The sequence below is a fragment of the Pseudoalteromonas sp. XMcav2-N genome (assembly GCF_024124545.1).
Lineage (GTDB): Bacteria > Pseudomonadota > Gammaproteobacteria > Enterobacterales > Alteromonadaceae > Pseudoalteromonas.
The window spans coordinates 150097-169780 of record NZ_JAMXSF010000004.1; the positions used below are offsets into that span (position 1 = coordinate 150097).

Consider the following 19684-nt stretch of genomic DNA (forward strand, 5'->3'; position numbering starts at 1 on the left):
GACTAGGTTGGGAAAGTCGGACCGTTATTGACCTGAGTGGCCGCGACAAAGGCATCAAAGGCACTGACTTTCCCAAGCAGCTCCACTTTAGTGGCGTGCCATTCCCGGCGCTGATAACCTCCAATCTCCTGCCAGGCAGCCATTTCATCGGCACTGGGGTAATAAATGGTCGCGCCATTTCTAAGCAAGCCACGCTGGCAGTAAAGCGCAGCCTGACGGGCCATCGGCAGGTGCTGAGTGAAGGTTTTCTCGGCGCCTTCCCAAACGGCGATGCGCAGCTTACGAGGCAGCGACTTGAGCCAATGCTGGTTAATCACCGATACCCAGCCGTCTTGCACCGAGTTGATCAAAGAAACGGCCCCGATGTGACGGTTTAACCCGATTGGGCCGTTATATAACCCGGTTACCGATGGGTCCAGGGCATCGAAACGTTTACTCGCCGCCAGCATGGCTGTTTTTTTCCAGGCCACCTGAACAGGTGTGGTGCCACAGAGTTGATAAAACTGTCTGAGTACCTGACTGGCAGGCACACGAAAGATCACATCAATGATATCACTGGGCGTTTTCAGCAGTTTGCCGTACTGGCGTGTGGAGGTCAGGGTTCTGGCGCCGGGCAGATGATAGAGCAAGATTGCAATCTCGCTCTGAGCACGGATCTGCTCGGTGATCTGCTGCTGCCATAATTTTGAGGTGATGAGATTCAGATAGGGCTGAGATTGGGCAGCCCAAAAGGGGATATTGAGTATATCCAGTTTGGGTACGATAGGCGACAGGTTAGACACACTCAGCAGTGCGCCCTGAATCGCGCCTCGGGACACCTGGACAGCCAACTCATGGCCAACGCCTTGCCGGCCTTTATCGCGGATCTCCACACAAATTTTGCCATTAGAGAAGTCTTCAATATTGTGTTTCAGTTGCTGGTGCATATGAGGTGAAGAGAGCCACTGTTCGCTATTGTAGGGAGAGGCGAAGACCAAGCGATAGCGCGCTCCTGTGCAGTCTGGTTGCTTTGCTTGTAGTTGCGTTCCCAGTAGAGGCAGCAAAGCGGCACTCTGGCGCAAGAAAGTGCGCCTGCAGAGTGACAATGGATTCTTGGGTTTACTTAAGCTGCTCATGTCCTCACTCTAAGTAACTGCAACCCAACTGCATCAGGTCTGAATGAACTACTAGTATGTAAGTCTAGACCGCTCTAGATGAAATGAAAAACGGGCCATGGACATCCATCGCGAGCGGCGCTCTGGACAAGACGATATTTTTAACCAAAAGCGAATGATGCAAAGTCTTGGGCAATGCTCGCCGAACGCGATTATGTTGTCTAAGCTTAGGAAGACTAGGGGCAGGTCGGGAACTTATTTGTGCAGTTAAAACAGTCACTTTTGTTATTCAAAGTGGCCGCCATTGGTGCGGCGTTGATTATTGCGACCGTGAGTTGGTTTCTCTATCGGGAGTTGGATCACAGCAAGCAGCTCAACGATCATTTATTTAAATTACAAACCCAGATCCAGCGGTTACTGGATCAGGAAGAGCGATTTGTGATTGAAAGACAGAAAGCATCGTTGCTCTCTATTGATGACTATCGCTATGCATATCGGGATAGCTTCAATGAGCTGGTTGCTTTACTGGTGACTGAGCATCAACACCTTGAGCTGTTGTTTAAACTCGATGAGCAGGTTAACCAATTCGCCGAATTGTATGAGCAGCTGGCCTCTATGCAGGCACTGCTGGGCTACGATAAAGACGATGGCGTGTATGGTGAGTTCCGCAGCAAAGCGCATGCCTTACAGGCGCTGGCCAAAGAGGCACAAGATCCGCAACTGGAGCTCTTACTCCTGGAGTTGAGGCGACGGGAAAAAGACTTTTTGCTCCGGCTCGACAGAAGCTATCTCAATCAGCATGGCGATCTGATCTTGCAAGCCAAAAACCGTATCCGAACACAGTTTCCAGATCGTGCAGAGGCATTTCTGTTAACGCTGGAGCATTATCAGAATGGTTTTGTCGTTTATACCAATGTGCTGCAAAAACAGGGGCTGGATCATAATCAGGGCGTACGTGGTGAGTTAGGAGAGCTGAAACTGGCAATACGCGGCCATTTTACGATTGTGGCTAAACAGCTTTTCAGTGCGTATCAGGAGGAGCAGCAACAGCTGATCCTGATCAGCTTGCTATCAATCGTACTCAGTAGCGGTTTTAGTCTGCTGTTGTTGTACTATCTGAACAGTCGGGTATCCGAGCAGGTCATGGCCATTGGCAGAGTGCTTGTCAGGGTTGCTAGACATGAAGACTTTTCTTTACGGGTAAACCTCAAAAGTGAAGATGAAATTGCTCAGATAGGGCACCATCTTGATGAACTACTCGATTTTATTGAGACCCTGATGGCTCGGCTCAGTGCAGCCCAGCAGCGGCTGATTGAAGAGGCCAAAATGGCCAGTCTCAGTAATATGGTCAGTGGCTTTGCCCATGAGCTAAATACCCCACTGGGCATTGCCATTACCAGTCAGTCGCATCTTAAAGCGCAGGTTGAGAATATGCGTCGCGATTTAGATAGTGGACAGCTGAAGAAAACCACGCTGACCAATCTTATCGGGGAGGCTGAGTCGGCGCTATTCTTGCTCGAAAACAACTTGCACCGCACAGCCTCGCTTATCGACGACTTTAAAAAGGTATCGGCACAGCAACATTACGATACGGAAATGGAGTTTGATCTGAAAACTCTGGTGGAAGGGGTGTTTGACTGTTATCGCAGCGAGCTGCCAGAGGAGGAGTATAAAATTGAAGTCGAAATACCGGATAATCTGATTCTCAGCAGCTATCCCAATGTGTTTAATCAGATCATCGGATATAGCCTGAATAACAGTATTTTGCATGGTAAACATCCGGACAGGCAGCTGACCATCATTGTCTCGGCGCATATCGTGAATGACTATGTGCACTTCTATTTTAAAGACGATGGGCTGGGCATTGATAAGGAACTGCTGCCAGTGATTTTTGAGCCTTTTGTTACGTCAAAACGTCATTCGGGCGGCACAGGTCTGGGGCTGAGTATTATCTACAATCTGGTGACACAAAAGCTTGGCGGAGAGATTAAAATACAAAGCCCCGCACATGGCGGGGCTTGCTTACACATTATTCTGGCAAATACCGCGTTTAAGATGGTATCACCAGAGCCATGTGATTAGGCTTTTTTGCTGGCAACCCATTCGTTCACGAACTGCTCTAGTACGTTTAGCGGGACAGGGCCACTTTTCAGTACTACATCGTGGAACTGACGGATATCGAACTTGTCGCCCAGCTCTTTCTTAGCAGCTTCACGTAGTTCAACAATTTTCAGCATACCAATCTTGTAAGCCGTCGCCTGAGATGGGATCACGATGTGGCGCTCTACCATTTTCACAGCGTCTGACTTCGCGTTTGGCGTATTGTTTACATAGTAATCAATACCTTCCTGACGCGTCCACTTCATTGCGTGGATACCTGTGTCTACGACCAGGCGACAAGCACGCCATAGTTCCATCGCTAAGCGGCCAAAGTCTGAATACGGGTCTTCATACAGGCCCATTTCTTTTGGTACCAGCTCAGAGTACAGTCCCCAGCCTTCAGTGTAAGCGGTATAGCGGCCAAACTTACGGAACTTAGGCATGTTTTCCAGTTCCATTGCAATGGCGATTTGCATGTGGTGGCCAGGAATACCTTCGTGGTAAGCCAGTGCTTCCATCTGATAGGTTGGCATAGCTTCCATGTCATACAGGTTTGCATAGTAGACACCCGGGCGTGAGCCATCAGGAGCTGGTTGCTGATAGAAGGCTTTACCAGCTGACTTTTCACGGAAAGCTTCTACGCGTTTGACTATCATGTCGGCTTTTGGCTTGACAATGAACAGCTCGTCAAGACGACCTTTCAGGTTGTCGATCATGGCTGTTGCGTCTGCCAGGTACTTGGCTTTACCTTCTTCTGTATTAGGCAGGTAGAACTGCTTGTCGGTACGCATGAACTGCATAAAGGCTTTTAGATCGCCCTTGAAACCAACTTTTTCTTTGATTTCACGCATTTCATCATGAATACGTGCAACCTCAGACAAGCCAATTTTGTGGATTTCTGCGGCGGTTAAGTCTGTGGTGGTAGTACGTGCCAGGGCGTTGTTGAAGTACTTCTCACCATCAGGGAACTTCCAGGCACCATCACGGGTATCGGCACGTTTTTCAAGCTGCTGTAAGTAACCAACCAACATGCTGTAAGCTGGCTTGACAGCCGTTTTAAGCGCTTCTGTGGCCTCTCCAATCAGTGCTTGTTTTTCGTTGTCAGCAATGTCCAGCTTGTTGACTTTACGTTTAAAGTCAGCCAGTAAAGTTGAGTCTTCACCTGCAACGAATGGCGCACCTTTAATAATGTTCTTGCTTGAGTCAATCACGTGAGGGAAGACAAACTTAGGGGCAATAATGCCTTTGTCGGCACGGATCTCAAGGTTCTTAACCAGTTGCTCAAACACAGCAGGTATGCCATTCAGACGTGAGATATAGGCTTGGGCATCTTTAACGTCGGTGATCTGGTGCTGGTTGATCAAGAATGCCGGTAGCATAGAGTGAGTACCGTACATCTGGTTAACAGGGTAGTTATGGAAACGCCACTGGTAGTCGGCAATTTGATTTTCCAGGTTCTGTTTAAACAGGTCGTAGCTGACCTGAGTCTGTGCATCCAGTTTGCTGCGGTCGAAGGCTTGCAGGGCAATCAGATCTTTTTTAGCCAACTGAAGATCTTCAAGTTGACGTGCTTCTGATTCATCGTCCCATTTGTCGTAGTCTTGCTTAATACCCAGATAAGTTTGGTAAACCGGGCTGCGCATCACGCCGCGCATAAAAACTTCATCAAAAAAGGCATTGACCTTTTCTACTTCGCTTTGTATCACTTGTTGTGTTACGTCCGCCTTAGCGGTGTTAGTTGGTTGCTCTGCAGTTTGCTGACAACCTGAGAGGAGCGCTGCTGCCACGGCTGCGGCAAGGAGTGTCATTTTACGCATGGGTTACCTTTTTTATTGTGTTCCACTTGGATTCGGGTGTTGGTGCACTGTCACCAACAAAAATTGTCTCCGGCAGGTGTATTTCCATCCACCGGTAAGCTTACCAGCCCAATCTTATCCTAAGAGCAGGTATCAGACGAACAATTCTAGCAGGTCATTCAGATATCTGTGGCCCTTAATTGTTACCAACCATGAATCGCCCTGATCTATTAGCAGTTCTTGCTCAATCGCCCTGGTAATCGCGGGTTCAATATCGCTCAGTGATAAGCCGGTATAATCACAAAAATCCTGTTTTGCGCAGGGGGCCTGTAAGCGAAAACAGTTCATAAAGAACTCAAACGGGCGATCGGCGGGTTCTACCTGCCAGCTCTCGTATAAATAGGGCTTAGTGAGATCCATGTAGCCGCGCGGGTGCTTGACCTTAACGGTTCGCAATATCTCGTTGCTATCTGGTAGTGTGATTTTGCCATGGGCCCCACACCCGATACCCAGATAATCGCCGAATCGCCAGTAATTCAGGTTATGTCGACACTGGAAACCGGTCTTGGCATAACCAGAAATTTCGTATTGCTGATAGCCGTGTTTGGCCAGTAAAGCCTGACCTTGCTCCTGGATATCCCACAAAATATCATCCTGAGGCAAGGTGGGTGGCTTAGAAGCAAATTGTGTATTGGGTTCTATGGTGAGCTGATACCAGGATAAATGCGGTGGGTTCAGGTCTATGACTTGTTGTAGATCGCTTAGTGCATCTGCAACGGACTGATCCGGCAGGCCATGCATCAGATCCATATTGAAGCTATTAAGCCCGGCATCATGGGCTTCAAAGGCGGCATGTCGTGCTTCTTGTTCACCATGAATACGGCCCAGCGCTTTTAACTTATCTGCTTGCAAGCTCTGCACGCCGATAGAAATGCGGTTAATGCCAGCGGCAACATAGTGTTTAAAGCGATCCGTTTCCACCGTACCCGGGTTAGCTTCCAGGGTGATTTCTATGTCATCAGCAAAGCCAATCAAGGCTGCAATTTCACCCAGTAGCTGAGTATAAGCTGCGCCACTGAGCAGGCTGGGTGTTCCCCCACCAATAAAGATACTGTTGAGCTTACGGCCCTGTACCAGCGGCAGGTCGGCTCGCAAGTCCGCAAGCAGGTGCTGAATATATTCCTGCTCCGGGATCTCGCCTTTTTGGCCATGGCTGTTAAAGTCGCAATAAGGACACTTTTGCACGCACCAGGGCACGTGAATGTACAAACTTAACGGCGGAAGTTTCACAGCTGACCTTTAAAATGCGCCAGCAGTTGCTGTAATGCCTGGCCGCGGTGACTGCGGGCATTTTTCTCTTCTTTGCTCAACTGAGCTGAAGTGCAGTGCATTTGTTCAACCCAGAAAACCGGGTCATAGCCGAAGCCCTGTAAACCTTGCTGATTGTCGGTAATGCGCCCCTCCCAGCTGGCCTGACAAATGACTGGCGTAGGGTCATCGGCGTGGCGCATGTAAACCAGTATGCACCAGAATCGTGCTGTCCGCTCTGTAACGCCTGTCATTGCTTCAAGCAGTTTATCGATATTGTCCTGATCGCTGGCATCTGCACCAGCATAGCGGGCTGAGTATACACCTGGTGCCCCCTTGAGGGCATCAACTTCAAGGCCGGAGTCATCCGCAATGGCAGGCAAGCCCGTGATTTTGGCTGCATGACGGGCTTTAATAATGGCATTTTCCACAAAGGTAGTGCCGGTTTCTGCGACATCACCCACGTTAAACTGGCTTTGCGGCAGGATTTCGATATTCAAATCTTTAAGCATGCTGCCAAGCTCGGCGACTTTGCCCGGATTACCTGTGGCGAGAACAATTTGTCTGGTCATATTAATCTACATAAAACTTTTGCTGAAATTTAAGCACGTGGCGCGTGTTACCCTGCTGGATGGTGACTTCGAAGCGATAGGTGTCTTCGTGATCCACATCCATCTGCGCCAGATAGTATACCGCATCGCCTTCAACCACTTCTTTAAATGTTAAGGTGGTTTTGTTGCCGATCAGGTTGCGCGCCTGACCGGTGAGCGTGGCGCGCTGCGCTGTGTTGTTGGCATCATCAGCCAGGACGGAAATATTAATGATGGCCTTGCTGTTGCTCCGGGTTAACCCATATGCGCTGGCAATATTCGGCTGAATAAAGGTCGACGGGAAGGCGATATAGTGTACCTGCCAGTCGCCGAGTTGTTTGTATTGGCCTCCTTGTGGATTGGAAGCCTGTGCTGGCTGAGCTAAAAGCAGCATGGCCAGCATTGAAAAAAGTGTCAAAAAGGGTTTCATTGTTACGACTCCGAATGCTTAACGAAGCAGATCCATCATTAAAATTTGTAAAAACTGCATGCCAATTATTACCACCAGGATCGACAAATCGAAGCCGCCCAGCGGTGGAATAATTTTACGGATTGGACGCAGCATAGGTTCAGTAAGCTGGCTGAATACCGCAGCAATCGGGTTGTAGCCCTGAGCCACCCAGCTAAGAATGGCACGGATAACTAACACCCAAAACACCAGAGAGAATGCCTCTTTAAGGACTGTCAGGGCACCAGAGATGGCTGCCTGCATAGCGTCCCAGTAGCCGCCAAACATCAGCATCAGCACCGACATTTTGGCAAAGCCGACCAGCAGCGCCAACACCAATGAGGCCAGATCTAAACCGCCTAACCCCGGGATCAGTTTACGCAATGGGTTCACGGCAAACGATGTCGCTTTGATCACGGCCTGACTCAGCGGGTTATAAAAATCCGCTTTGACTAATTGTAGCCAAAAACGCAACAGTACGACCATCAAAAACAGGTCAAAAATAATCCCTACCAAAAATTGCATGGCGTTCATTGTGTGTCCTCTAGATTTGTTGTTCCATTTCTTCTGCCCGTGCAATACAGGCATCCATGGCATCGGCCACGGTTTGTGGTAACTGGTTTGCTTTTAAATGTTCAACGGCTGCGTGGGTCGTGCCGCCTTTGGAAGTAACGTTAGCACGCAATTGCGCAATACTGATGTCTTGCTGAGAAAGCGCCATCTCAGCAGCGCCCAGTGCGGTTTGTTGCACCAGTGCGCGCGCTTGTTGCGGTGAAAAGCCCAGCGCAATGGCTTTCTCTTCAATGGCTTCCATAAACAGGAAAAAGTAGGCAGGTGAAGAGCCCGTAACGGCAATGACATCATTGATCTGTGATTCTTCGTCCAGCCAAATGGCGATGCCAGTCGACGAAAATACCTGTTCGATATAGGTTTTTTCTTCATCACTGATATCAGCGGCAAACAGACCTGAAACGCCACGCCCAAGTAGTGACGGGGTATTCGGCATGCAGCGCACAAGCTTAACGTCTTGTGCCAGCATTTCTCTGAGGCGTTTGACGGTGATCCCTGCCGCGACAGAGACAAACAGCTTAGTGTTGATATCCAACCCGGCATCCACAAAAGTCTGGCACAGCTCAGCCATCATTTGTGGTTTCACAGACAGTACGATGACATCGGCTTGTTGAACTGCTTTTAGGTTATCTTGCTCGGTACGCACCCCGAAATCGGCATGGGCCTTAGCGAGCTTTTCAGCATTGCGATTGGTTGCGATGATGCTCTGTGGAGCAAAACCATTTTTTATCATGCCGCCAATGATGGCGTAGCTCATGTTTCCGGTCCCGATAAATGCAATCGTTTTATTAGCCATTAGGAGTATGTCACCTTATTGTCGTTTGCCAAAAATGTCCGTGCCTATGCGTACCATGGTTGCACCACCCTGAATTGCCATTTCAAGGTCGCCACTCATGCCCATCGACAAGGTATCCAGCTTTTGATATTGAGTCTTTAGTCTATCAAAGCAAGCCTTCATTTGGCTAAAATATTCCAGCTGTTGTTGGGCATCATCGGTTTGCGCTGTGATTGTCATGAGTCCACGCAGCTCCAGCTGACGCGCGCCGTCGATATAGGCGGCCAGTTCATCAAGCTCATCCAGAGCACATCCTGATTTTTGCTCGTCGTTACTGATATTCACCTGGATCAGAACGTTAATCGGCATCAAATTATTGGGTCTTTGCTCATTGAGACGACGCGCGATCTTGAGACGATCGACACTCTGTACCCAGGAAAAGTGTTCTGCAATCTGGCGCGATTTGTTAGATTGAATGGGACCAATAAAATGCCATTCAATGTCTTTTTGCTGCTGAAAGTGGCGGACTTTATCTACGGCTTCCTGAACATAGGATTCACCAAACCGGCGTTGTCCGGCAGCGTATGCTTGCTCAATGAGTTCGACAGGTTTGGTTTTTGATACGGCCAGTAATGCGACCTCTTGGTCTGTGGCACACTTTTGCTGTGCTTTTGCTATGCGATCATAGGCGTTGTTCAGCCGTTCTGCTATTGTAACCATATTATTATTTGCTCGTTGTGGAGTCTTAGATGGATATTACTGAATTATTGGCCTTTAGTGTGCAACACAAAGCATCGGATTTACACCTTTCGTCGGGGGTTTCACCGATGATCCGTGTCGATGGCGATGTACGCCGGGTAAACATTCCTGCACTGGAAGCGAAGGACGTTAACAGCCTCGTTTACGATATTATGAATGATAACCAGCGTAAGGACTATGAGCAAAATCTTGAGGTGGATTTCTCGTTTGAAGTACCTAATCTGGCGCGTTTTCGTGTCAATGCCTTTAACGCCAGTCGCGGTCCTGCGGCGGTGTTTCGGACCATTCCCAGCTCAGTGCTAACATTAGAAGACCTTGGGGCGCCCGACATCTTCCGAAAAATTTCGGATTGTCCGCGTGGTTTAGTGTTAGTCACGGGTCCTACCGGGTCGGGTAAGTCAACAACGCTGGCTGCGATGGTGGATTACATTAACAGTAACAAGCACCACCATATTCTGACCATCGAAGATCCGATTGAATTTGTGCACGACAACAAGTTGAGCCTGATCAATCAGCGTGAAGTGCACCGTGACACGCACAGTTTTAATGCTGCACTGCGCAGCGCGCTGCGTGAGGACCCGGATGTCATCCTGGTGGGGGAATTACGTGATTTGGAAACTATCAGACTGGCGATGACTGCCGCAGAAACCGGTCACCTGGTGTTCGGCACACTACATACTACCTCAGCGCCTAAAACCATTGACCGTATCATTGACGTTTTCCCTGGTGAGGAAAAAGACATGGTGCGCTCTATGCTGTCTGAATCATTGCAGGCGGTTATTTCACAAACCCTGGTGAAAAAAGTCGGTGGCGGCCGGGTAGCCGCTCATGAGATCATGATGGGGATCCCGGCAATTCGTAACCTGATCCGTGAAGACAAAATTGCGCAAATGTATTCGTCCATTCAGACTGGTGCAATGCACGGTATGCAGACCATGGATCAGTGTCTCACCAATTTGGTGAATCGTGGTCTTATCACCAACCAGGATGCGCAGGCGAAAGCCCATGATAAGAGTCAATTCGGTACTACATATTAATCTCGGGAGGTCATGATGGAGCTTGAACAGTACCTGCAAATGATGAAAGACAAAGGCGCATCAGATTTGTTTGTGTCTGCCGGTTTGCCTGTGAGTGCTAAAATTGACGGCGAGTTACGTGCACTGGATGACGATGTGCTCGATGCAGAGGCATCGCTGGCTATGGTCGAGTCGGCGATGAGTGAGAAGCAAAAGCAGCTGTTTCACAACGAAAAAGAGTGCAATTTTGCCGTCGCGAACGAGATTGGTCGTTTCCGTGTATCTGCATTTTGGCAACGGGATTGTGCGGGCATGGTGATCCGCCGTATCGTAACGGATATTCCTGAAGTAACCGATTTAGGTCTGCCTTCGGTTCTGACTGATGTGATTATGTCTAAGCGTGGCCTGGTGTTGTTTGTGGGCGGGACCGGCACGGGTAAGTCAACCTCATTGGCCGCTTTACTAGGCTATCGTAATCGTAACCAGCGCGGTCATATTCTGACTATCGAAGACCCCATTGAATTTGTGCACCAGCATCGCAAGAGCATTATCACTCAGCGAGAAGTCGGACTGGATACAGAAAGCTTTGAAGCGGCGTTAAAAAGTTCATTGCGTCAGGCGCCTGATGTGATCCTGATTGGTGAAATCCGTTCCCGTGAGACCATGGAGTATGCATTAAGCTTTGCGGAGACTGGCCACTTGTGCGTTGCGACTTTACACGCCAACAATGCCAACCAGGCGATTGACCGGATCATGCACCTGGTACCAAAGGAAAAGCACGATAAGCTGAAATATGACCTGGCATTGAATCTGCGCGCCATTGTCGCGCAGCAGCTGGTTCCGTCTGCAAAAGGGGAAGGGCGTGAAGCTGCCATTGAAGTTTTACTTAACTCTCCGATGATTGCGGAGCTGATCAAAAAAGGGGATATTGGTTCAATCAAAGAAACCATGTCTAAGTCCAAAGAAATGGGTATGCAAACCTTTGATCAGGCGTTGTTTGATTTATACAAGCAGCAAAGGATCAACTATGCCGATGCATTACACCATGCCGATTCACCCAACGATCTTCGTCTGATGATTAAATTACAGAACAATGAGCAACAAGGCGCGGGCTTTTTGCAAGGGGTTACTGTTGACGGCCTGGACGATAAAAAGCGCTGACAGCGGGTTTCACGGGGCCACACTGGCCCTGTGTTTACTTGTCAGCATGTTGTCTGTGCCGGAAACGGCCAAGGGCAGCGAGCAACATAGTGACACACACAATGCGGTAGACATGTATATCCGTGATGATGTGTATAGCGATTATTTGCGGTTTCTGAATGGCCGGGCGCCACTGGAAGTCACCCAGTTTTCTGGCGACTATATCCGCCGGGATGTGGTGGATATGGTGCTGGTACAACAGGCCCTGGCGCTGGGAGGCTTCAAGAAAACCTTCATCTACCGCCCCGGAAACGTCAGTTTTCGTCACTCTAATCTGCTGGAGCAGGGCAAGCTGCTGCTGAGTTTTGATAGCTACTGGCTTGATGATGCGCAGGCTAAGGCTGATAAACTGTTCATCAGTGATGCAGTGATCCGACGGGGAGAGTATTTTGCCGGGATTTTTTATGCGCCGGAGAATCTGGCTGTTGCACGCCTGACCCGCTTGAATGAGTTGCGTGAGCTCAGTGCGGTGTCAACCAGCCGCTGGCGAACTGACTGGAACACACTAAACAGTTTGGGGCTTAAACATTTAATGAATGAGCCTGTGTGGGCCTCTCAGGCGCAAATGGTCAATCGTCAATGGGTGGACTTTATGTTGATGCCTTTGATGCCAAGCCTGAATAATGAGTTCAGGCTGAATGACATTTTGTTAGTGGCCCATCCAAACTTAGTGGTCCAGCTTGATGGCAGTCGTCATTTTGTGGTGTCGCGGCTGCATCCTGACGGTGAGCGGGCATTTAAGGCACTGCAAAGCGGGTTAAACCAGCTCAGATCACAAGGGCGGATCCGCCAGGCCTATCAGCAGGCTGGATTTATACCTGATCTGAGGCGCTACCGGGTACTTAACCCCATTGTGCCTCAAAAAAACTCTCCAGAATGATGATGGCCGACATGCCATCGATTTTATCTTTCGCCAGTGAGCGGTAGCCACCTTGTTCAAATAAGCGTGCTTTGGCATCGGCGGTTGTCAATCGCTCATCCTGAGTTTCTACAGGAAGCCTGAATTGATTGTGCAGACGGTTGGCAAATTTCTTGGCTCGGAAGGTCAGATCCTGGTTTGTCCCGTCCATATTTAATGGCAAGCCGACAACCAGCAAATCGGGCTTCCACTGTTCGATATAAGGTGCGATATCCTGCCAGTCGGGAATGCCATCACGGGCTTTTACGGCGCCTAAACTGCTGGCCGTGCCGGTTAGTTCCTGGCCAACGGCCAAACCGATACTGCGGGTACCAAAATCAAACCCTATGACCGTACGCTGGCCGGGTGCTTTTTTCTCGTTATTACTCATTGTGTATTCTCAAACATTAGGCGCAGAAATCGCCACATACAGCGTGACGATTGCTTGAGCACTCAGGCGTGACCGGCCTCGGTGCTCAGTTGTCCGGCATCAATGCCAAGCATTTCGACGGCTTTTTCCCAGCGCTTTTCCGGTGGGGTGTTAAAAATAATGGCTGGATCTGCTTCAATGATCAGCCAGGAGTTTTCCAGGATCTCTTTTTCGAGTTGGCCTTGTTCCCATCCAGAGTAGCCCAGTGTGATGATAAATGCATCCGGACAGTTATGTGAGGTCAGCGATGCAAGTACGTCTTTTGAGGTGGTGATCATGATGTCTGAACTCAACTCACGACTCGATGCGTAACCAGGCTTAGGGGTGTGGAGAACAAATCCGCGGTCAGTGTGAACTGGCCCACCTGCAAACACAGACTGGCTGGCAGCCTGGCTGGATTTATCGTTATCTATTTCTATCTGGTCGAGCAGCTCACCCACAGTCACGTTAATGGGGTGATTGACGACCAGGCCCATTGCGCCTTCTTCGTTGTGCTCACAAATGTAGGTGACTGTGTGCTTAAAGAAGGGATCTTGCAAATTTGGCATGGCTACCAAAAAATGATTTGCGAGTGATTGCATAGCGAGACCCCCTTTTCGTTACTCTTTAGTATGGTCGAGTTTTGCCGCAATGGCATCAAAAAACTTGTCCATGATGGAAATATCATACGCGGCTTCTATTTCCTTCACACACGTTGGTGCTGTCACGTTAATCTCGGTGAGCTTGTCACCTATGATGTCCAGGCCAACAAAAATGAGTCCTTTTTCTTTTAAAACAGGCGCAACGGCTTCGGCAATTTTACGGTCACTGTCGCTGATAGGACGTGCTTCACCGCGACCACCCGCTGCCAGATTACCCCGTGTTTCGCCCCCTTGTGGAATGCGTGCCAGACAGTAGGGCATGACCTCACCGTCAACCACCAGAACGCGTTTGTCGCCGTCTTTGATGGCCGGGACATAATTTTGCGCCATGGCAAAACGACTGCCGTGCTCGGTGAGTGTTTCACAGATCACACCGATGTTCGGGTCGTCGTGGCGTACTCGGAAAATTGAGGCGCCGCCCATGCCATCCAGTGGCTTAAGAATGATATCACCATGTTTTGTCAGAAACTCACGGATCTGCGCACTTGAGCGTGTCACTAAGGTGTCTGGCGTATGTTCGCTAAACCAGGCTGTAAAAAGCTTTTCGTTGGCATCACGTAAACTTTGTGGCTTGTTGATGACCAGCGTGCCGGCTTGTTCCGCACGTTCCAGCATATAAGTGGCGTAAATGTACTCGGTATCAAAGGGCGGATCTTTGCGCATCAGGATCACATCCAGATCGCTCAGCGCGATATCGTCTTTCTCTGCCAGTTCGTACCAATGCTGTTCGTTGTCAAACACGGTTGCTTTGGCAGCGGTTGCCCGGGCTTCACCCTGGTACAAGTACAGATCCTGCATTTCCATGTAATAAAGCTCATAACCACGTGCCTGTGCTGCCAGCATCATGGCGAAGCCAGTATCTTTTTTGATATTAAAGCCACTGATTGGATCTGAGATGATCCCAAGTTTCGCTGCCATTGGGGTAACCTTATATAAAGTGAATCAATTCAACTGCTAACTGTTTGACTAGGATATGAGGGCAAAACTGGCGTTTTAAAGGGCCAGGTCGCCGAACTCAAGTTGTAATGCGCTGAGTACGGTCAAAGCGGCTGTTTCAGTGCGCAGTACGCGTGGACCGAGGCGAATATCGATAAACCCCTGTTGTGCAGTTGCAGCCATTTCTTCATCGGTAAAGCCCCCTTCAGGACCGACGATAAAACGAATACCATGCTCAGGTGTTGGCAGCGTTTTGATAGAGTGCTCTGCTCTGGGGTGAAGTGTCAGCTTGAGTGCCTCGCTGGATTGGGCCAGCCACTCATCGATTGTAATGGGTGGATGTATGGTGGTAATGGTGTTGCGGCCAGATTGTTCCGCAGCTGCGATGGCGATTTTCTGCCATTGCTGATGTTTCTTTGCCAGACGTTCTCCGCTGAGTTTGACGCCACAACGGGTGGTAAACAAAGGGGTAATTTCAGTGATCCCCAGCTCGACCGACTTCTGGATGGTAAAGTCCATCTTATCACCCCGGGAGATGCCCTGACCGAGGTGAATGGGCAACGGAGATTCAACGTGCTTATCAAAAAACTGCTCTGGTGTGACCCTGACTTTCTTTTTACTGACTTCGCTGATGGTTGCCAGATACTCTCCGCCCTGACCATTAAACAAACTCAGTTTATCCCCTTCGCTCATACGCAGCACTCGGGCTACATGCCCGGCAGCATCATCGCCAAGGTCAATCGTCTGGCCAACGACAAGATCGGAAGGCTGGTATATATGAGGTATGCGCATGGTGGACTATTCCGCTGTTAAATAGCCGTAATGGTAAGGGGTTATTTACAGTGAGTCCAGCACCTATTCGGCTTTGTCAGTGTGATGCTGTGCAAAGTCGATAACGGTATCCTGGGTGGTTGCGGAGACGGTGGAGTGGCATGTCAGGTGATTGTTATTAAAGGGATCTCTGAGCGGGTGATAGACATAGCCTCGGGCAGTTTGCTCGACGGTGATGCGTTGACGATGTAATGAATTAAATATAAACCTCTGTGTCTCGTCGGCGAGGTGGTAGTCAATTGCGTAGATCAACACGCCACGGACTTTATGATGCTCGTGCAGGTAAGAGGCCAGCTCAGACACACTGATTTCATTTGCAAAGTCACAGTAACAGTAATCTTTAACCTGCTCCTGAAACATCATTTTCAGCATCTGTTTGGTGTTGTCTCCAGCGATCAATAAGTCACTGGGCACATCAGGACGCTGCGCTTTCAGATGCGCAGCAAACTCTCTGCTGAACTCCCAGTTGCTGTCGACCAGCAAAAAGTTTTCTAGGTTTAAACGCACTAACAGGCCTGGTTACATTGAGAACATGTTAATAAGTAAATAGCCTATTGCGCAGAAAACAGCAAACTCCAGACAGGCAATCCCGATATTGTCCTGATGGTCCACTTCCAGTCCAATGTCTACTCTGGGTAACGCCAGTTGCAGCAATAAGTAACTGATACCATACAAAAGCAGCCACATTACACCGCAATGCATGACAATCACAAACAGGTTTTCGACCACTTTTGCACCATGATACGGCGCACTGTGCAAACCGGCATAAATCGCCAGTGCTAGTCCAATACTCTTGCCGGCGTAGCGGATCCCGATAGAGGTATTGGCCAGATTAAAGTTTTGTTGCAAAGAAGCACCCTGGTTATATTTGGCAAAGCGGCGCTCGCGAATTTTACTGTCCAGTGCACACATTAGCTGAACGACCAAAAAGCTCAGCGTGACAACCAGTAAGTTGCCAAACCCTTGTGGATGGATCCAATGGTACAGCCCAAGGACTAAAATGGTGTTGCCAATCAACATGCCTGAATCGACCACGGCGGCACAGACATTTTGTTTTAAAATTGCCTGCTCTTCATTGAATTGATAGAGGATCCACTTGCGATGGATATGCTGGCCGAAGTAAATAAAGACCAGAATAAGGAGTAAAATAACGCCGCTGCGAAATGATTCTGCTTGCAACACCATCATGCCGGTGTCATTGAACACATAGGCACAACAAATCACCAGGACAGCCAGATGAGTGGCATAACTGATCCCTAAAGCAAAATTATCCCGTTTAGCCAGTTCATCTTCCAGCATTTGTCTGGCGCTGAACTGAACATATAAACGCAAAGCGACCGTGAACAGACAAATCACGACAAAACTCACTAAGATGGCGAAAAAGTTGATATTGGCTAAAGACAAATAACTCATGCTAAGTGTAAGGTGATGGCAGTTAAGTTTACTATAACACCGCTTTTTGCAATTGCACTGGAGATTTTTCTATGGATTTCGGTGGCTTGCCCCATGCGCTTGGGCATCTGGCACTTGAACGTTGTCAGGCACTATTTGCCCAACACACGAATAATCAGGCCGTTTTGAGGCTACTCGCACTGAGTGATTTTGCCTATCGTATTTTGCAGCGTCATCCCGAGTGGATCGACTGGTTGCTGGATGCTGAACAAATGCGGCTGCGGACCTGTCCAGCGCCACTGTCTGAGCCTCTTTGTGAACTTGATGAAGCCAGCGGTTTCAGACAGCTGCGGGAATATCGTAAGCGTTACTGGCTCAAGCTGATGTGGCTCGACCTGGTAGAGGGGAACCCCATTGACGACAGTATCGCCTATCAGTCACGGTTAAGCGAAAAGCTGATTGATGCGGCAAACCGCTGGGCACACGCCAGTGTGGCAAAAAGCAATGGACAGGTGTGCGATGAGCAGGGAGAAGCTGTGCCTATGCTGGTGCTGGGGATGGGTAAGCTGGGCGGAGGTGAGCTGAATTTTTCTTCGGATATCGACCTGATTTTTACCTATCCATTTGCAAAACCGACTGAAGGCGGGCGCCGCAGCATTGAGGCGCAAGTATTTTATACCAAAGTGGCACAAAAGCTCATTGCTGCATTGGACCAGTGTACCGCCGATGGTCAGGTGTTTCGGGTTGATATGCGTTTACGCCCCTTTGGTGATAGCGGACCGCTGGTGATGAGCTTTGCCGCTATGGAAGACTATTATCAGGATCAGGGCCGTGAGTGGGAAAGGTATGCCATGCTTAAGGCACGCCTGTTGGGTGAGAAAAATCACTACTGGGATGAGTTTAAAACCCTGATACGTCCCTTTGTGTTTCGTCGTTATATTGATTTCTCTGTGATTGAATCCTTGCGCAAAATGAAGCATATGATTGCACAGGAAGTAAGACGCAAAGGGCTGACAAACAACATCAAACTGGGGGCTGGCGGGATCCGGGAAGTGGAGTTCATTGTGCAGGCATTGCAGATGATCCGCGGTGGCCGCGAGCCTGAGTTACAGACGCCGTCTTTGTTATCGGCATTGCAGCAACTTCAGCACCTGTCTTTGATCCCAGCTGAAGTAGGTGAAGTGCTGTCTCAGCAGTACCTTTTGCTACGCCGCACAGAGCAGTATTTACAGGCTTTTGATGACAGTCAGACACAAACGCTGCCGGATAATGAACAGGATCAGTTGCGCTTAGCTGTGTTGCTTGAATGCGCCCAATACAGCGAGGTACTGAACAAACTGGAGCAGGCCCAGGCGGCAGTCAGGGCCGAATTTACTCAGGTCATTGGCGAAGAACCTGAGTTGGGAGAAGCGCTGGCGCCGGAGTTTGTTTCAGCGTGGGAGCAACGTGATATCAGTTATCTTGAATCACCCCTTCCTGAAGCGGTCTGTGAAGCCTGGCAAAAATCACTGGATGCGTTTCATTTGGGATTGAGCAAGATACAAATGGGGACGCGTGGCAGAGATGTACTGGATAAATTGATGCCAGCGCTACTCAGTGAGATTACCCGGGCACCGGTTGCAGAGATACTGGATCGGGTACTGCAGGTGATACTGAAAGTTGCCTCGCGAACGGCTTACCTCGAGTTGCTGTTTGAAAATCGCGGTGCACTGCAGCAGCTCATTAAATTGTGTGCGCACAGTGTCTGGATAGCAGAGCAGGTGGCCCGCTATCCGATTTTGCTGGATGAGCTGATCGATCCGGCGGTGCTTTACCGGCCGTTGCCGCTGAGCGCCTATTACAGTGAAGTACAGCAGTATTTTTTGCGCATCGACAGCGAAGATCTCGAATTACAAATGGAAGCGCTGCGTCAGTTCAAGCAAACTCAGGCGTTGCGTATAGCTGCGGCAGATGCAACAGGTGTGTTAGATATCATGAAAGTGAGTGATCACCTCACCGCGCTGGCGGAAGCCATTGTTGCGAAGGCTGTGGATATTGCCTGGCAACAAATGGTAGCTCGCTATGGCGCGCCCGAAGGGGCTGATGTTGAACATAAAGGTTTTGCCGTCGTGGCCTACGGAAAAGCGGGTGGGCTGGAGCTGGGGTACAACTCAGACCTTGATCTGGTGTTTGTTCATAATCGCGATGGCAACAGTGTCACCACAGGTGATAAGTCCATTTCTTCACGTCAGTTCTACTTAAAGCTGGCACAGCGTCTGATGCACTTGTTCAATACCCGTACTAACTCGGGGATCCTGTATGAATTGGACACGCGTTTGCGCCCGGAAGGCAATTCGGGCTTACTGGCAATCAATATCGAAAGCTTCTATCAGTATCAACAGCAGCAGGCCTGGACGTGGGAGCATCAGGCGTTGGTACGCTCGCGTATGGTGTTGGGTGAGCCTGAGCTTATCTCACGATTTAACGAGATCCGTAGCGAAATTGTATCTCACAGCAGGGAAAGTGACGCACTTCGCAAGGACATTGTTGAGATGCGTGAAAAGATGCGAGGACATCTGGATAAGAGCACAGATACACAATTCGATCTGAAGCAGGGCGTAGGTGGTATGACAGACATTGAGTTTATTGCTCAGTATCTGGTTTTGAATTATAGCCATGCGCACTCTGAATTGGCGCGTTTTCCCGACAATATTCGTATTTTCGAAATGGCATATCACGCGGGTGTCATAGATGAGGCCACTCAGAAGGCGCTGACCCAGGCCTACTGTGAGTTTCGTGATCAGTATCACTTGCACAGCCTGAACGCCGCTGGACGGTGTGTGCCCATGCAGGATGTCTCGGAACTGGTTGTTGCAGTGCGGGCTGCGTGGCAGTTGCTATTAGGATAAAACCGGAGAAAG

At 49.4% G+C, this 19684-nt stretch carries 19 protein-coding genes; 5 read left to right on the plus strand and 14 right to left on the minus strand.

Features of this window, described 5'->3' with window-relative positions:
• Positions 1 to 2: 2 nt before the first annotated feature.
• Positions 3 to 1061 carry a TRAP transporter substrate-binding protein DctP gene (gene dctP, locus NH568_RS06925; RefSeq protein WP_253046024.1) on the minus strand — a complete coding sequence of 353 codons (1059 nt, stop codon included), beginning with the start codon at positions 1059 to 1061 and terminating at the stop codon, positions 3 to 5.
• Positions 1062 to 1355: 294 nt separating this feature from the next.
• Between dctP and NH568_RS06930 the strand changes: the two genes are divergently transcribed.
• Complete coding sequence (locus NH568_RS06930) at positions 1356 to 3176, plus strand: HAMP domain-containing sensor histidine kinase (protein ID WP_253046025.1); 1821 nt, start codon at positions 1356 to 1358, stop codon at positions 3174 to 3176.
• Here the strand turns inward: NH568_RS06930 and NH568_RS06935 are convergent.
• From NH568_RS06935 to NH568_RS06965, 7 genes are all read right to left on the minus strand, one after another.
• Positions 3173 to 5011 (minus strand): DUF885 domain-containing protein, encoded by a 1839-nt coding sequence (locus tag NH568_RS06935; protein ID WP_253046026.1) that lies wholly within the window; start codon positions 5009 to 5011, stop codon positions 3173 to 3175. The genes NH568_RS06930 and NH568_RS06935 overlap by 4 nt on opposite strands.
• Before the next feature lie 132 nt (positions 5012 to 5143).
• A complete protein-coding gene (gene hemW / locus NH568_RS06940; protein ID WP_253046027.1) occupies positions 5144 to 6280 on the minus strand; it encodes a radical SAM family heme chaperone HemW in 1137 nt (378 codons plus the stop codon).
• A complete protein-coding gene (gene rdgB / locus NH568_RS06945) occupies positions 6277 to 6870 on the minus strand; it encodes an RdgB/HAM1 family non-canonical purine NTP pyrophosphatase (protein WP_253046028.1) in 594 nt (197 codons plus the stop codon). Before rdgB ends, hemW begins: the two co-directional genes overlap by 4 nt.
• A 1-nt stretch (position 6871) precedes the next feature.
• The gene (locus tag NH568_RS06950) at positions 6872 to 7318 is read right to left on the minus strand and encodes a DUF4426 domain-containing protein (protein WP_253046029.1); all 447 of its coding nucleotides are present in this window, start codon (positions 7316 to 7318) and stop codon (positions 6872 to 6874) included.
• An 18-nt stretch (positions 7319 to 7336) separates the two neighbouring features.
• Positions 7337 to 7870: a YggT family protein gene (locus NH568_RS06955; protein ID WP_253046030.1), complete on the minus strand. Its 534-nt coding sequence runs from the start codon at positions 7868 to 7870 to the stop codon at positions 7337 to 7339.
• 10 nt (positions 7871 to 7880) lie between these two features.
• Positions 7881 to 8702, minus strand: coding sequence for a pyrroline-5-carboxylate reductase (proC, locus tag NH568_RS06960; RefSeq protein ID WP_253046031.1), 822 nt, complete (start codon positions 8700 to 8702; stop codon positions 7881 to 7883).
• 15 nt (positions 8703 to 8717) lie between these two features.
• Positions 8718 to 9401, minus strand: coding sequence for a YggS family pyridoxal phosphate-dependent enzyme (locus NH568_RS06965; protein WP_253046032.1), 684 nt, complete (start codon positions 9399 to 9401; stop codon positions 8718 to 8720).
• Positions 9402 to 9430: 29 nt separating this feature from the next.
• Here NH568_RS06965 and NH568_RS06970 point away from each other — a divergent pair, with 29 nt between their 5' ends.
• The 3 genes from NH568_RS06970 to NH568_RS06980 are packed head-to-tail and all read left to right on the plus strand — an operon-like array spanning position 9431 to position 12536.
• On the plus strand, positions 9431 to 10477 hold the full coding sequence (locus NH568_RS06970) for a type IV pilus twitching motility protein PilT (protein ID WP_054014515.1): 1047 nt from the start codon (positions 9431 to 9433) through the stop codon (positions 10475 to 10477).
• 15 nt (positions 10478 to 10492) lie between these two features.
• Complete coding sequence (locus NH568_RS06975; protein ID WP_253046175.1) at positions 10493 to 11617, plus strand: PilT/PilU family type 4a pilus ATPase; 1125 nt, start codon at positions 10493 to 10495, stop codon at positions 11615 to 11617.
• Complete coding sequence (locus tag NH568_RS06980) at positions 11589 to 12536, plus strand: hypothetical protein (protein WP_253046033.1); 948 nt, start codon at positions 11589 to 11591, stop codon at positions 12534 to 12536. Before NH568_RS06975 ends, NH568_RS06980 begins: the two co-directional genes overlap by 29 nt.
• Here NH568_RS06980 and ruvX read toward each other — a convergent pair.
• The 6 genes from ruvX to NH568_RS07010 all read right to left on the minus strand — a co-directional run bounded on the left by ruvX (position 12499) and on the right by NH568_RS07010 (position 16805).
• A complete protein-coding gene (gene ruvX / locus NH568_RS06985; RefSeq protein ID WP_138544015.1) occupies positions 12499 to 12945 on the minus strand; it encodes a Holliday junction resolvase RuvX in 447 nt (148 codons plus the stop codon). The two genes, NH568_RS06980 and ruvX, sit on opposite strands and share 38 nt — an antisense overlap.
• Positions 12946 to 13007: 62 nt before the next feature.
• Positions 13008 to 13565 (minus strand): YqgE/AlgH family protein, encoded by a 558-nt coding sequence (locus NH568_RS06990; protein WP_054014518.1) that lies wholly within the window; start codon positions 13563 to 13565, stop codon positions 13008 to 13010.
• 18 nt (positions 13566 to 13583) lie between these two features.
• Complete coding sequence (gene gshB / locus NH568_RS06995) at positions 13584 to 14543, minus strand: glutathione synthase (RefSeq protein WP_054014519.1); 960 nt, start codon at positions 14541 to 14543, stop codon at positions 13584 to 13586.
• A gap of 75 nt (positions 14544 to 14618) precedes the next feature.
• Positions 14619 to 15353 carry a 16S rRNA (uracil(1498)-N(3))-methyltransferase gene (gene rsmE / locus NH568_RS07000; RefSeq protein ID WP_253046034.1) on the minus strand — a complete coding sequence of 245 codons (735 nt, stop codon included), beginning with the start codon at positions 15351 to 15353 and terminating at the stop codon, positions 14619 to 14621.
• Between the two features lie 63 nt (positions 15354 to 15416).
• Positions 15417 to 15899 carry a hypothetical protein gene (locus tag NH568_RS07005; RefSeq protein WP_253046035.1) on the minus strand — a complete coding sequence of 161 codons (483 nt, stop codon included), beginning with the start codon at positions 15897 to 15899 and terminating at the stop codon, positions 15417 to 15419.
• 12 nt (positions 15900 to 15911) lie between these two features.
• Positions 15912 to 16805: a hypothetical protein gene (locus NH568_RS07010; RefSeq protein WP_138544010.1), complete on the minus strand. Its 894-nt coding sequence runs from the start codon at positions 16803 to 16805 to the stop codon at positions 15912 to 15914.
• 71 nt (positions 16806 to 16876) lie between these two features.
• Between NH568_RS07010 and glnE the strand changes: the two genes are divergently transcribed.
• Positions 16877 to 19672: a bifunctional [glutamate--ammonia ligase]-adenylyl-L-tyrosine phosphorylase/[glutamate--ammonia-ligase] adenylyltransferase gene (gene glnE, locus NH568_RS07015; RefSeq protein WP_253046036.1), complete on the plus strand. Its 2796-nt coding sequence runs from the start codon at positions 16877 to 16879 to the stop codon at positions 19670 to 19672.
• Positions 19673 to 19684 lie beyond the last annotated feature (12 nt).

What these genes read in the sequence shown, in the direction of transcription:
- rsmE (WP_253046034.1), bottom strand. Translation starts at nt 15,353, where the DNA reads ATGCGCATACCTCATATATACCAGCCTTCCGATCTTGTCGTTGGCCAG.
- NH568_RS06955 (WP_253046030.1), bottom strand. Translation starts at nt 7,870, where the DNA reads ATGAACGCCATGCAATTTTTGGTAGGGATTATTTTTGACCTGTTTTTG.
- NH568_RS06970 (WP_054014515.1), top strand. Translation starts at nt 9,431, where the DNA reads ATGGATATTACTGAATTATTGGCCTTTAGTGTGCAACACAAAGCATCG.
- NH568_RS06990 (WP_054014518.1), bottom strand. Translation starts at nt 13,565, where the DNA reads ATGCAATCACTCGCAAATCATTTTTTGGTAGCCATGCCAAATTTGCAA.
- NH568_RS06975 (WP_253046175.1), top strand. Translation starts at nt 10,493, where the DNA reads ATGGAGCTTGAACAGTACCTGCAAATGATGAAAGACAAAGGCGCATCA.
- ruvX (WP_138544015.1), bottom strand. Translation starts at nt 12,945, where the DNA reads ATGAGTAATAACGAGAAAAAAGCACCCGGCCAGCGTACGGTCATAGGG.
- rdgB (WP_253046028.1), bottom strand. Translation starts at nt 6,870, where the DNA reads ATGACCAGACAAATTGTTCTCGCCACAGGTAATCCGGGCAAAGTCGCC.
- gshB (WP_054014519.1), bottom strand. Translation starts at nt 14,543, where the DNA reads ATGGCAGCGAAACTTGGGATCATCTCAGATCCAATCAGTGGCTTTAAT.
- NH568_RS06965 (WP_253046032.1), bottom strand. Translation starts at nt 9,401, where the DNA reads ATGGTTACAATAGCAGAACGGCTGAACAACGCCTATGATCGCATAGCA.
- glnE (WP_253046036.1), top strand. Translation starts at nt 16,877, where the DNA reads ATGGATTTCGGTGGCTTGCCCCATGCGCTTGGGCATCTGGCACTTGAA.
- NH568_RS07010 (WP_138544010.1), bottom strand. Translation starts at nt 16,805, where the DNA reads ATGAGTTATTTGTCTTTAGCCAATATCAACTTTTTCGCCATCTTAGTG.
- proC (WP_253046031.1), bottom strand. Translation starts at nt 8,702, where the DNA reads ATGGCTAATAAAACGATTGCATTTATCGGGACCGGAAACATGAGCTAC.
- NH568_RS06950 (WP_253046029.1), bottom strand. Translation starts at nt 7,318, where the DNA reads ATGAAACCCTTTTTGACACTTTTTTCAATGCTGGCCATGCTGCTTTTA.
- NH568_RS06935 (WP_253046026.1), bottom strand. Translation starts at nt 5,011, where the DNA reads ATGCGTAAAATGACACTCCTTGCCGCAGCCGTGGCAGCAGCGCTCCTC.